At 69.2% G+C, this 12,042-nt stretch carries 12 protein-coding genes; 2 read left to right on the top strand and 10 right to left on the bottom strand.

Features of this window, described 5'->3' with window-relative positions:
• From ABZ646_RS05600 to clpS, 8 genes are all read right to left on the bottom strand, one after another.
• Positions 1 to 1,719 (bottom strand): putative Ig domain-containing protein (locus tag ABZ646_RS05600; RefSeq protein ID WP_360513242.1); only part of this gene is annotated, 1,719 nt, incomplete at its 3' end.
• A 245-nt stretch (positions 1,720 to 1,964) separates the two neighbouring features.
• Complete coding sequence (locus ABZ646_RS05595) at positions 1,965 to 2,915, bottom strand: cysteine synthase (protein WP_360513240.1); 951 nt, start codon at positions 2,913 to 2,915, stop codon at positions 1,965 to 1,967.
• Positions 2,916 to 2,922: 7 nt separating this feature from the next.
• Complete coding sequence (locus ABZ646_RS05590; protein ID WP_358983369.1) at positions 2,923 to 3,201, bottom strand: MoaD/ThiS family protein; 279 nt, start codon at positions 3,199 to 3,201, stop codon at positions 2,923 to 2,925.
• An 85-nt stretch (positions 3,202 to 3,286) separates the two neighbouring features.
• Positions 3,287 to 3,382: a putative leader peptide gene (locus ABZ646_RS05585; protein WP_360513238.1), complete on the bottom strand. Its 96-nt coding sequence runs from the start codon at positions 3,380 to 3,382 to the stop codon at positions 3,287 to 3,289.
• Between the two features lie 100 nt (positions 3,383 to 3,482).
• On the bottom strand, positions 3,483 to 3,905 hold the full coding sequence (locus ABZ646_RS05580; protein WP_360513236.1) for a M67 family metallopeptidase: 423 nt from the start codon (positions 3,903 to 3,905) through the stop codon (positions 3,483 to 3,485).
• 133 nt (positions 3,906 to 4,038) lie between these two features.
• A complete protein-coding gene (locus ABZ646_RS05575; protein WP_360513234.1) occupies positions 4,039 to 5,496 on the bottom strand; it encodes an amino acid permease in 1,458 nt (485 codons plus the stop codon).
• Between the two features lie 352 nt (positions 5,497 to 5,848).
• Positions 5,849 to 6,454 (bottom strand): DUF2017 domain-containing protein, encoded by a 606-nt coding sequence (locus ABZ646_RS05570; protein ID WP_360513232.1) that lies wholly within the window; start codon positions 6,452 to 6,454, stop codon positions 5,849 to 5,851.
• Positions 6,455 to 6,563: 109 nt separating this feature from the next.
• The gene (gene clpS, locus ABZ646_RS05565) at positions 6,564 to 6,881 is read right to left on the bottom strand and encodes an ATP-dependent Clp protease adapter ClpS (protein WP_351501662.1); all 318 of its coding nucleotides are present in this window, start codon (positions 6,879 to 6,881) and stop codon (positions 6,564 to 6,566) included.
• A gap of 56 nt (positions 6,882 to 6,937) precedes the next feature.
• Here clpS and ABZ646_RS05560 point away from each other — a divergent pair, with 56 nt between their 5' ends.
• Both ABZ646_RS05560 and ABZ646_RS05555 read left to right on the top strand, forming a co-directional pair.
• The gene (locus tag ABZ646_RS05560) at positions 6,938 to 8,284 is read left to right on the top strand and encodes a nicotinate phosphoribosyltransferase (RefSeq protein ID WP_360513230.1); all 1,347 of its coding nucleotides are present in this window, start codon (positions 6,938 to 6,940) and stop codon (positions 8,282 to 8,284) included.
• Between the two features lie 149 nt (positions 8,285 to 8,433).
• Positions 8,434 to 9,018, top strand: coding sequence for an isochorismatase family protein (locus tag ABZ646_RS05555; RefSeq protein ID WP_360513228.1), 585 nt, complete (start codon positions 8,434 to 8,436; stop codon positions 9,016 to 9,018).
• A gap of 13 nt (positions 9,019 to 9,031) precedes the next feature.
• Here the strand turns inward: ABZ646_RS05555 and ABZ646_RS05550 are convergent, their stop codons facing one another.
• Together ABZ646_RS05550 and ABZ646_RS05545 are read right to left on the bottom strand one after the other, a co-directional pair.
• A complete protein-coding gene (locus ABZ646_RS05550) occupies positions 9,032 to 9,361 on the bottom strand; it encodes a hypothetical protein (protein WP_360513226.1) in 330 nt (109 codons plus the stop codon).
• Positions 9,362 to 9,482: 121 nt separating this feature from the next.
• Complete coding sequence (locus ABZ646_RS05545) at positions 9,483 to 11,843, bottom strand: immune inhibitor A domain-containing protein (RefSeq protein ID WP_360513224.1); 2,361 nt, start codon at positions 11,841 to 11,843, stop codon at positions 9,483 to 9,485.
• Positions 11,844 to 12,042 lie beyond the last annotated feature (199 nt).

Below are 12,042 nucleotides of genomic sequence, written 5' to 3'. Positions count from 1 at the left end.
GCTGGTGGAGTTGGTGATGACCCCGCTGGAGGCGGTCCAGGTGGTGTTGCCCGACTCGAAGCCGTTGTTGCCCAGCAGCTGCGAGGAGGTGCAGGTGCCGCCGCCGCTGGTGCTGACGGTCCAGGTGAAGGAGGCCGAGCCGGAGGCGCCGGTGGAGTCGGTCGCGGTGACGGTGGTGCTGTAGGTGCCCGCGGTGGACGCCGTGCCGGAGATCAGGCCGGTGGAGCTGGAGATGGACAGGCCGGTGGGCAGCCCGCTGGCGCTGTAGGTGAGGGTGGCGCTCGCGCTGTCGGTGGCGGAGATCTTCAGGCTCACCGCGGAGCCGGTGGCGGTGGACTGGCTGCCGGGGTTGGTGACGGTGACCGTGTTGCCGCCGCTGCTGGTGCCTGCGGTGAAGGCGGCGGTGCCGTTCGGGGTGCCCCAGCCGGTCGGGCCGTCGTAGCCGGTCTCGGCGGTGCAGAAGTAGGCCGTGGTGCAAGAGCCGTTGTTGCCGCTGGTCACGTCGTACAGGTTGCCGGTGTGCGCGTACGGGTACTTCGCCGGGTAGTCGCTGGAGCCCGGGGTGCCCGCGAGGGCGTAGACGCCCGCGATGATCGGCGAGGAGGCGCTGGTGCCGCCGTAGACGGCCCAGCCGGAGCCGCCGTAGGTGTCGTAGACCGCCACGCCGGTGGCCGGGTCGGCGACCGCGGAGACGTCGGCCTCCATGCGCTTGGTGCAGCCGGTGTCGGTCTGCCAGCTCGGCTTCGCGTCGTAGGCGGAGCAGCCGGAGCCGGTGCCCTCGGTGGAGCTGGTCTTCCAGACCGACTCGGTCCAGCCGCGGGTGGTGGACGAGGTGGAGAGCGCGGTGCCGCCGACGGCGGTCACGTACTGGGAGGTCGCCGGGTACTCGGCGCCGTAGGCGGAGTCGCCCGCGGAGACGGTGATGGCGACGCCCGGGTGCTTGAAGTACGAGGTGTCCTCGCTGGTCTGCGAGGAGGACTCGGAGCCGCCCCAGCTGTTGGAGACGAACTTGGCGCCGAGCGCGACGGCCTCGTTCTCGGCGGTGCCGAGGTCGGCGTCGGTGGCGGAGTTCGCCTCGACGAGGTCGATGTTGCAGTTCGGGCAGACCGCGCTGACCATGTCGATGTCGAGCGCTTCCTCACCGGCCCAGCCGGAGTCGTTCGTCGGCAGCGAGGTCGTCGAACCGGTCTGACTGACCTGCTTGAAGCAGCCGTTGGCGACGGTGCACGCGGACAGGCCGTACTGCGAGCGGTAAGTGGCGAGGTCCGAGGCCGCGTTGGGGTCGTTGTAGGCGTCGACCACGGCGACGGTCAGGCCGGAACCGCCCGTGGAGGGCAGGTTGTAGGCGCTGTGCAGGTTGGTGGGGCTCAGGCCGGAGGGGGCCGCGGCGAGCGCGGCGGTCAGCCGCTGCTTGATGTCGGTGCGGCGCTGCGCGAAGCAGTTGACCTCACCGGGCTTGGTGACGGTGGCGCACAGGTGCTCGGTGGGCACCTTCTGGCCGGCCTTGCCGGTGCTGTGCACGGCCTGCCGGGCGGGGTCGGTGAGGGCCTTGGCGTTCTGGGTGACCCTGGGGCTCTGGGACGCCGGGGAGGTCCCCGAGCCGTGGGCGGTCGCCTGTGCCTGCGCGGTCGGGGCCGCGACGAAACCCGAGACGGCCAGGGCGAGGGCGGGGAAGGCGAAGGCGATGAGTCTTCGCACGCTCCGTCGTGATTCACGCATGGGGTACTGCCTCCATCGGTGGGGTTACAAGGCAGGCCCGTGACGCGCGTAGCGGCGGCAGAGAGCGCGCAGTCATGAGCATGACACTCTGAACACCCTGGGATGCCGATGAGCGTGGCATGACAGGACGGAGCAGAACCTAACGGGACGACCTCAAGGTCGGTTCCCCCGCGCGAAGATCTTTACTGCGGCGTAGGGGGCGTTGGCCCCCTCATGAGAGGGGGTTGACGCGTGCATGATGAGCCCTATGCCCAGAGCTGACCCTGGAGGGTCTCGATGGCTTCCTCGGTCGTGGCGGCGGTGTAGACGCCGGTCGACAGGTACTTCCAGCCGCCGTCGGCGACGACGAACACGATGTCCGCGCCCTCGCCGGCCTGTACGGCCTTCTTCCCGACGCCGATCGCGGCGTGCAGCGCGGCACCGGTGGAGATGCCCGCGAAGATGCCCTCCTGCTGGAGCAGGTCCCGGGTCCGGGTCACGGCGTCCGCCGAGCCGACCGAGTAGCGGGTGGTGAGCACGGAGGCGTCGTACAGCTCGGGTACGAAGCCCTCGTCGAGGTTCCTGAGTCCGTACACGAGGTCGTCGTACCGCGGTTCGGCGGCGACGATCTTCACGTCCGGCTTGTGCTCGCGCAGGTAGCGGCCGACGCCCATCAGCGTGCCGGTCGTGCCGAGTCCGGCCACGAAGTGCGTGACGGAGGGCAGGTCGGCGAGGATCTCGGGGCCGGTCGTCGCGTAGTGCGCGCCGGCGTTGTCGGGGTTGCCGTACTGGTACAGCATCACCCAGTCCGGGTGCTCGGCGGACAGCTCCTTGGCCACCCGCACGGCGTTGTTGGAACCGCCGGCCGCCGGGCTGGAGATGATCTCCGCGCCCCACATCCCCAGCAGGTCACGGCGCTCCTGCGAGGTGTTCTCGGGCATCACGCAGACCATCCGGTAGCCCTTGAGCTTGGCGGCCATCGCGAGCGAGATGCCGGTGTTGCCGGAGGTCGGCTCCAGGATGGTGCAGCCCGGGGTGAGCCGGCCGTCCTTCTCGGCCTGCTCGATCATGTGCAGGGCGGGGCGGTCCTTGACCGAGCCGGTCGGGTTGCGGTCCTCCAGCTTGGCCCAGATCCGGACCTCGGGGGACGGCGAGAGCCGCGGCAGGCGCACCAGGGGGGTGTTGCCGACCGCGGCCAACGGGGAGTCGTAGCGCATGCCGATCTCAGGCCATGCCGCCGGCCACGGCCGGCAGGATCGTCACGGTGTCGCCGTCGGAGAGCTTGGTGTTGATGCCGTCGACGAAACGGACGTCCTCGTCGTTCAGGTACACGTTCACGAAGCGGCGCAGCTTGCCGTCGTCCACGATGCGGGCGTGGATTCCGGCGTGGCGGGTCTCGAGGTCGTTGAAGAGGTCGGCGAGGGTCTCACCGCTGCCCTCCACCGCCTTCTGGCCGTCGGTGTACTGGCGGAGGATGGTCGGGATACGGACCTCGATGGCCATGGTTGCGGGCTCCTGTCGGAAAGTCTGGGTGGGTGGGCGCGCAGCGGCACGCCGCGGCTCACGGCCGTACGGCGGCAGGGAAACGTCAACAGATGGCGCTGTTCAGCCTGCACAGGTCGACGTGCAGCCGCGCCACGAGCATGCTGCCCGGCGCCTTCTCGCTCACGTCGTAGGAAACCATGGGGTCATCGTATCGATTCCCGGACCGGGTCCTGGAGTGTGATTCCGCATGGTGGACGGATTCCGACCAGAACCTGAGAAGAGGGCATGGGCCCTCCGTCTCAGTACGACTCCACCATCACAACCTCCTCCTCCGTCACCTCGCCCTCCACGATGCGGTACGAGCGGAACTGGAAGTCGCCGAGGGCGTCCGTGTCGGCCGTGGAGACGAGGACGTAGTGGGCGCCGGGCTCGTTGGCGTACGAGATGTCGGTCCGGGAGGGGTACGCCTCCGTCGCGGTGTGGGAGTGGTAGATCACCACCGGCTCCTCGTCGCGGTCGTCCATCTCGCGGTAGAGCTTGAGGAGGTCACCGGAGTCGAACTCGTAGAACGTGGGGGACATCGCCGCGTTCAGCATCGGGATGAAGCGCTCGGGCCGGTCCGAACCGGCCGGTCCCGCGACGACGCCGCACGCCTCGTCGGGGTGGTCCTTGCGCGCGTGGGCGACGATCTGGTCGACGAGGGCCTGGGTGATGGTCAGCATGGTCGCCAGGATAAGCAGAAGGGCCGCCCCGTACCGATGGGTGGTACGGGGCGGCCCGGATGCCGGACGCCCTGAGCGGCTGCCGCGGGGAGCGCCACGAGTGCTCCCCGGGGCGGACGTCCGAAGGGGGTGGTCAGCTCACCTTCGCCGGTGACGACTGCTCGCGCCGCCCGGTGACCTCGGGGTTGCGGTTCTTCAGCACGAGCCAGCCGGCACCGAGCGCGGCGGCCCAGCCGGCCATCACGTAGAGGCAGATCCGGGAGTCGGCGTCGTACGCGATCAGGCAGGTCACGAAGAGCAGGAAGGCGATGGCGATCCAGCTGCACACGGCGCCGCCCGGCGCCGGGAAGGAGGACGCCGGCAGGCGGCCCGCGTCGACCGCGCGGCGGTAGAGCACGTGGCTGATCAGGATCATCAGCCAGGTCCAGATGCCGGCCGCGGTGGCCACGGAGGTGACGTAGCCGAAGGCCTTCTCCGGGACGACGTAGTTGAGGACCACGCCGATGCCCATGAAGAGGACCGAGACGGTGACGCCGAACGCCGGGGTCCTGGACGCGGAGAGCTTCTTGAAGACGGCGGGGGCCTCACCGCTGTCGGCCAGGTTCCGCAGCATGCGGCCGGTGGAGTACATGCCGGAGTTACAGGAGGACAGCGCGGCGGTCAGCACGACGAAGTTGACGATGCCGGCGCCGGCCGGGATGCCGATCTTCGCGAAGGCGGCGACGAACGGGGAGACGCCCGGGGCGAACTCGGTCCACTTCACGACGCAGAGGATCACCGTGAGCGCGCCGACGTAGAAGAGGGCGATGCGCCAGGGCAGGGTGTTGATCGCCTTGGGGAGGGTCTTCTCGGGGTTCTCCGACTCGCCGGCGGTGACGCCGACCAGCTCGACCGCGAGGTAGGCGAACATGACGCCCTGGAGGGTCATCAGGGAGGAGCCGACGCCCTTGGGGAAGAAGCCGTCGAACTGGTAGAGGTTCGCGACCGACGCGGTGTCGCCGGCGGAGCTGAAGCCGAAGGTGAGGACGCCGAGGCCGATCACGATCATGCCGATCAGGGCGGTCACCTTGACCATGGAGAACCAGAACTCCAGCTCCCCGAACACCTTCACGGAGATCAGGTTGACCCCGAAGAGGACCACCAGGAACACCAGGGCCGTCACCCACTGGGGGATGGCCGGGAACCAGTAGTGGACGTAGATCGCGGCGGCCGTCAGTTCGGCCATGCCGGTGACGACCCACATCAGCCAGTACGTCCAGCCGGTGAAGTAGCCGAAGAACGGGCCGAGGAACTCCCGGGAGTACTCGGCGAAGGAGCCGGAGACCGGACGGTAGAGCAGCAGTTCGCCGAGCGCCCGCATGATGAAGAAGATGATGCCGCCGGCGAGGGCGTACATGAGGATCAGGCTGGGCCCGGCCTTGGCGATGTTCGCCCCGGCCCCCAGGAAGAGTCCGACGCCGATGGCGCCGCCGATCGCGATCATCTGGACCTGGCGGCTGCCGAGTCCGCGCTCGTACCCCTCTTCGGGGGCTTCGCCGGGCCCGGCGGCTCCGGAGCCGTTCTGCGACGTGTCGACCTGAGCGGAGGTCATGTGTGGTGTGCGCCTTTCTCCATGCCGAACCGGGCCTCTGGTCGGCCTCGGATCGGGTTTCGATCCCCCCGGATTGATGGAGCGGTGCCTGACCGGCGGTCGCCGGTTCGGTGGCGCACCCGGACGACACATGGGTGGTGTTCGCCGGGCGGTCGTGAAGATTTATCACGGCCGCAACATTGATCACCGGTATCCGCCGGACGGGAGTGTGGCGCACACCACTGGAAGAAGCGGACAAAGTGCGGCCGAAAAGGTCATAAACGGCCGCAACGGTGACGGGATCGTTATCCGGATTTGAGCGTCCTCTGAGCGAACGCGAAATCCGGATCTTCTACGCCATACGGGACGGCGTCTACGGCATGAGGGTGGCGACCAGGGTCTCCTGGAGGCCGCCGAGCCACAGGTACGCCATCACCATCGGCTTGCGCGGGTCCTCGTCGGGGAGCCGGTAGAGCAGATCGGTGTCGTCCTCGTCGGTGATGTCCAGCCGGGAGCCGATCGCGAGGCGCAGGTCGTTGAGGGCGCCGAGCCACTCCCGGGACTCCCCGGGGGCCAGCTCCAGGACCGCGCCGCCCTCCTCCACGGGCGCGAGCGCGTCCAGGGAACGGATCACCACGAGGGCGCTCTCCCGCTTGCGGGCGCGCAGGTCGTTCTCGGTGTAGCGGCGGAACTCGGCGGAGTGCGCCTGGTGCTCCGCGGCCTCCTCGGGCGATCCCGGGAGCCGCTCCGGGTCGCCGTAGGCGTCCGGGAAGAGCCGGCGCAGCACCGGGTCGGCGGGGGCCTCGCTGGGGCCCTCGGCGAACAGTTCGGCGAGGGGGTCGTCGGAGGCGTCCTCGGCCGGTCCCGGGCCGATGAGCTCCAGGAGCTGGACGGCCAGCGACCGGATGATGGAGATCTCGACTTCGTCGAGGGCGACGGCCGCGCCGCCGCCGGGGAGCGGTTCGAAGGTTCCTGGCATGGAGAAGGTTCGCTGCTTCCGGTCCTGGTCGAGGAGTCCGGCCGCGCCTCCGGGACTGCTCTCCGGGGCCGCCGGCCGCTGGCTGCTGGCTGCTGGCTGCTTTCCGGCGCTACTTCCGGTCCTGCTGGAGGGTGGCCCACAGGCCGTAGCCGTGCATCGCCTGCACGTCGCGCTCCATCTCCTCGCGGGTGCCGCTGGAGACGACCGCCCGGCCCTTGTGGTGGACGTCCAGCATGAGCTTGGTGGCCTTGTCCTTGGGATAGCCGAAGTACGTCTGGAAGACGTACGTCACATAGCTCATGAGGTTGACGGGGTCGTTGTGCACGAGCGTGATCCACGGGACGTCGGGCTCGGGTACGGCGAAGGTCTCCTCCGCCGACTCGGTGCGTTCGATCTCTACGGGAGCAGGTGACGTCACATGGCCCATGCTGCCACGCCGGGGAAAAATCGTCACACTGACGAAATGGGGGTACAGTCTCGGTCATGAACATTGCGGACCTGGGGCTGCCGGTGGATGTTCCGTCGACGGCGCTCTTCACCGACCAGTACGAGCTGACGATGTTGCAGGCCGCCCTCAAGGCGGGGACGGCGGAGCGGCACAGCGTCTTCGAGGTCTTCACCCGGAGACTGCCGGAAGGGCGCCGCTACGGCGTGCTGGCGGGCACCGGACGGGTCCTGGACGCGGTCGAGAACTTCCGGTTCGACGCGGACGTGCTCCGCTTCCTGGAGGAGCGCGGCATCGTCGACGGCCCGACCCTCCAGTGGCTGGCCGGCTACCGCTTCAGCGGTGACATCTGGGGCTACCCCGAGGGCGAGGTCTACTTCCCGGGCTCGCCGGTCATGCGGGTGGAGGGGTCCTTCGGGGAGTGCGTGCTCCTGGAGACCGTGATCCTCTCCATCCTCAACCACGACTCGGCGATCGCGGCCGCCGCCTCCCGCATGTCCTCGGCCGCCGGGGACCGCCCGCTGATCGAGATGGGCGCCCGCCGCACCCACGAACTGGCCGCCGTCGCCGCCTCCCGCGCGGCCTACGTCGGCGGTTTCGCCACCACCTCCGACCTGGCCGCCGGCTTCCGCTACGGCATCCCCACCGTCGGCACCTCCGCCCACGCCTTCACCCTCCTGCACGACCACGAGCGGGACGCCTTCCGGGCCCAGGTCGACTCGCTCGGCCGGGGCACCACCCTGCTGGTCGACACCTACGACGTCGCCGAGGCGGTCCGGGCGGCCGTGGAGGTGGCCGGACCCGAGCTGGGCGCCGTGCGCATCGACTCCGGCGACCTGCTGCTGGTAGCCCACCGGGTGCGCCAGCAGCTGGACGAGCTGGGCGCGGTCGACACGAAGATCGTCGTCACCTCCGACCTGGACGAGTACGCGATCGCCTCGCTGGCCGCCGCGCCGGTGGACGCCTACGGCGTCGGCACCCAGCTGGTGACCGGCTCCGGCCACCCCACCTGCTCCATGGTCTACAAGCTGGTCGCCCGCGCCGAGTCCGCCGACCCGAAGGCGCGGCTGGTGCCGGTGGCCAAGAGGTCCTCGGGCGGCAAGACCTCCGTGGGCGGGCGCAAGTGGGCGGCGCGGCGGCTGGACGCCGACGGGGTGGCGGAGGCCGAGGTCGTGGGCACCGGGGAGATCCCGGCCGACCTGGCCGAACGGCAGCTCCTGGTCGAACTGGTGAAGTCCGGCGACGTGGTGGCGCGCGAGCCCCTGGACGCGCCCCGCGCACGCCACGCGGCGGCCAGGGCCAATCTGCCCCTCTCCGCAACCCAGCTCTCCCGGGGCGAACCGGTCATTCCGACGGAGTACGTGCAGGGGCGCTCGGGTAGCTAGAGCGAGTGCCCGCGTACGCGCCCTGCAAAGCCCCCTCCCCTACGCCCCCGTAAGTCTCTACGCTCGGAGGTTCAGGCCGGACCCGCACGCCTTCATTCTGCGTCTCCCCCCTCGACACCAGCCGATACCGAATCCGAAGGGCACCCACCATGCGCCGCGCCTTGATCGTCGTCGATGTGCAGAACGACTTCTGCGAGGGGGGCAGCCTCGCCGTGGCCGGGGGTGCCGATGTGGCCGCCGCGATCACGGAGCTGATCGGTCAGGCGCCGGCCGGGTACCGCCACGTGGTGGCGACCCGCGACCACCACATCGCGCCGGGCGGCCACTTCGCCGACAACCCGGACTACGTCCGCAGCTGGCCGGCGCACTGTGTCGCCGGTACGGAGGGCGTGGGCTTCCATCCGAACTTCGCCCCCGCGGTCGCCTCCGGGGCGGTGGACGCGGTGTTCAGCAAGGGGGAGTACGCGGCGGCGTACAGCGGGTTCGAGGGGGTCGACGAGAACGGGGTGAAGCTGGCGGAGTGGTTGCGCGCCCGCAAGATCGACGAGGTGGACGTGGTGGGCATCGCGACGGACCACTGCGTGCGGGCCACCGCCCTGGACGCCGCGAAGGAGGGCTTCCGCACGCAGGTGCTGCTGGACCTCACGGCGGGGGTGGCCGAGGCGACCACCCAGCGGGCCCTGGAGGAGCTCCGCGAGGCGGGCGTGGAGCTCACGGGCAAGCCTGTGGTGTGAGCTCCGCCGCCGGTCAGGCTGCTGCTGATCGTTGGAGCAGGGATCTGATCGGTCTCCAGAGTTCCAGGGGGGTGACACCGTTGTCAGGGGTCGTTCGCCATATGAGGCCGTCCGGGTGGTGGAGGACGGCTGTGATCTCGTCCGGGGTCGGCGGGGCGGCGTTGCCCCGCAGGTAGACCGCCCGCATGCCGAGGTTGCGGAGCCTGGTCAGGGCTCGGGCGCGGTTCTGGGCGTGGACCAGTACGCGGACGGCCGACGAGCCGTCCGTGGTGGTCGGGCTGGGTAGGTTCAGCGCCACCACCACCATGCCGTCCGGCAACTTGCAGAACCCTCCTGCGGTCATGCGGTCACACCCCCGTGTGCGTCGGTGTCAATAAGAAGGTCACAGGACGCACCTAAACACGATCGGCGGCGACCCGCCAAGGGGTTGCCGCCGATACGCGTCTGACCTGCGGAAATAAGAACTACTTCACCGCGGGACCGACCTGGAGGGAGATCGTGGAGCCATCTCGCGCCTCCTTGAGGATCTTGATCTTGGTGTTGGTGTCAGTGATCTTGACACCGGCGGTCGGGTTCGACGAGTCGTAGTACGTGCTGGTGTGGTCGTCGAAGACCGGCACCCCGCGCGACCCCTTGATCTTCGTGGCGACGTCCGCCTTGTGCAGCGTGATGCCGTCGGTCGAGTAGAGGCTGAACGGAGAGTCGTAGGCCTGGACGCGGTTGCGCATCAGCGTGCCGTCCGACCACTTCAGCGGCGCCGGGTGGGAGTCGACCGGGAGGATCAGACCGGTGCCCGGGTGACCGCCGTCGCCCGTGTGCGTGTTGTTGTCCGCCTCGGAGGTGTCCCACTTCCAGATCAACAGGCCGTTCTGGTACGGGTAGTGCTCCACCCAGTCCGGACGGGTCGTCGAGAAGCCGAAGTTGTACGGGCCGACCTTGAGGGTCTTGTCGTACGACACGTACTGGCGGTTCTCCGCGATGTAGTACTGCGCGTAGTCCTTGGTGAAGGACGCGCCGATGCGGGAGAAGCCGGCCGCGGTCCAAGCGGCGTCCGCCGACTCCGCGTTGTCGGAGAAGACGGTGGCGCCGTCCGCGGTCACCGTGATCTCGTCGGCCGCGAAGCCCTTCAGGGCCACCCCGCCGTCGGTCTGGTAGCGGAAGCGGAGCTGGACCTTCTGGCCCGCGTAGGCGTCCAGCGGGTACGACAGCTTGGCGTACGCGGAGATCGAGCCGGTGAGCGCCGGCTTGTCGCTGCCGTCGCGCGGGATGGCCGTGCCGTTGACCGTGCCGTCCAGGGCGGTCCAGTTGGCGCCGCCGTCGGTGGACACCTCGGCGTACAGGTAGTCGTAGTTCGCCTCGATGTCGTACCAGCCGTCCAGCGAGAGCGTCGCGGACGACTTGCCGGTGAGGTCGACGTCACGGGTCAGCGTGTTCTTCAGGTCGTTGCCGCTGCCGCTCCACCACTGGGACGAGCCCTGGGCGGGGGCGACGACCGTGGTCGTGACCGCCTTGTCGGGCAGCGAGACCACCAGGGCCTGCTTGTTCTTCGTGTTGTACTCGGCGACGCCCAGCTTGTGGCTGGACCTGGTGCCGGCCTTGGCCGTGTCGTAGTTCAGCCAGCCCAGCTGGAGCTTGTCCCAGGCGTTCATGTCGCCCGGCAGGTCGCCGATGGCCTCCTTGCCGGTGCCCAGCCAGGAGCCGGAGGACATCAGGGTCCAGAAACCGGTGGAGTTCTCGCCGCCGTCGGTGTCGTACTCGTCCGGCAGGCCGAGGTCGTGGCCGTACTCGTGGGCGTAGACGCCGAGGCCGCCGTTCTCCGGCTGCATCGTGTAGTCGCCGACCCAGATGCCGGTGTCGCCGACCTGGGTGCCGCCGAGCTTGTTGTCCGCCGGGCCGGTGGCGCCGGCGTCGGTGCCGAAGGCGTACCAGCGGTGCGCCCAGATCGCGTCGGTGCCCTGGGCGCCGCCGCCCGCGGACTCGTCCTCACCGGCGTGCACGATCTGGAAGTGGTCGACGTAGCCGTCCGGCTCGTTGAAGTTGCCGTCGCCGTCGTAGTCGTAGCGGTCCCACTGGTCGTACTGGGCGAGGTCCGCCTTGATCGCGGCGTCGGACTCGCCGGCCGCCTTCTGGTCGGCGACCCAGGCGTTCAGGCCGTCGCGCACCAGGTTCCAGACGCTGGAGCAGGTGGTGGAGCCGCAGGCGTTGTTGCCGTAACGGGCCTCGTTGTAGGGGACCTTGACCCAGTCGGTGACCTCACCGTCGACCGAGTAGCGGCCCGAGGACTGCTTCTCGTAGTACTTCTTCAGCGACTCGGTGTTCTTGCCGGTGCCGAAGTAGAGGTCCTGGAAGTGCTGCTGGTTGTAGTCCGCCTGCCACGCGGTGGAGTTGTCCTTGGCGCGGTCGGGCTGGGCTATCTGGTTGTGCAGCGGGCCGGCCGTGCCGTTGTACCGGGGGTCGGTCTGGTCCCCGAACTCGACCAGGATGGTGAAGATCTTGTCGGTCTTCTCCCGGCCGAGCTCGACGTACTTGCCGGCGCCCTTCTTGCCCTTCAGCTGGACGACCTTGGAGCCGTCCCGGTCCTTGACCTGGGCCTTACCGGATATGACCTGGTCGAGGGCCTCCTGCCGCTGGGCCTCCTGGGTCTTGCTCAGCGGGCCGTCCAGGTCGTGCTCGTCCTGCTTCGCCGACGGGTCGTGTCGGTCGACGATGGCGCTCTTCGCCGGGGTCGCGGCCTGCGCGACCGCGAAGGTGGCGAAACCTGCGGAGGCGGTCGCGAGCGTCACGCCGACGGCGATCGCTCTGAACGTCCAGGGTCTGCTGGTCACTTGAGTTCCTCCCCCGCGCCGCGCGCACGGAAGGGGGACCGGGTGATGGTTGGGGGTCCGTGCGCGCACGATCAACGCGTCGATTCAAGTGACGTCATTTGACTACTGGTTTACGAGAAAAGACAGACCTTGACTCAGACACTTCAATTCCAGTATGCGGAGCTGAAGTTCGCTTTACGGACACTCCGGCCCGGAGTCG

Origin of the sequence: Streptomyces sp. NPDC007162, assembly GCF_040634175.1 — a bacterium.
GTDB lineage: Bacteria > Actinomycetota > Actinomycetes > Streptomycetales > Streptomycetaceae > Streptomyces.
Note: the sequence above shows the minus strand (reverse complement) of the source record. Positions and strands in the feature narration are given on the sequence as shown.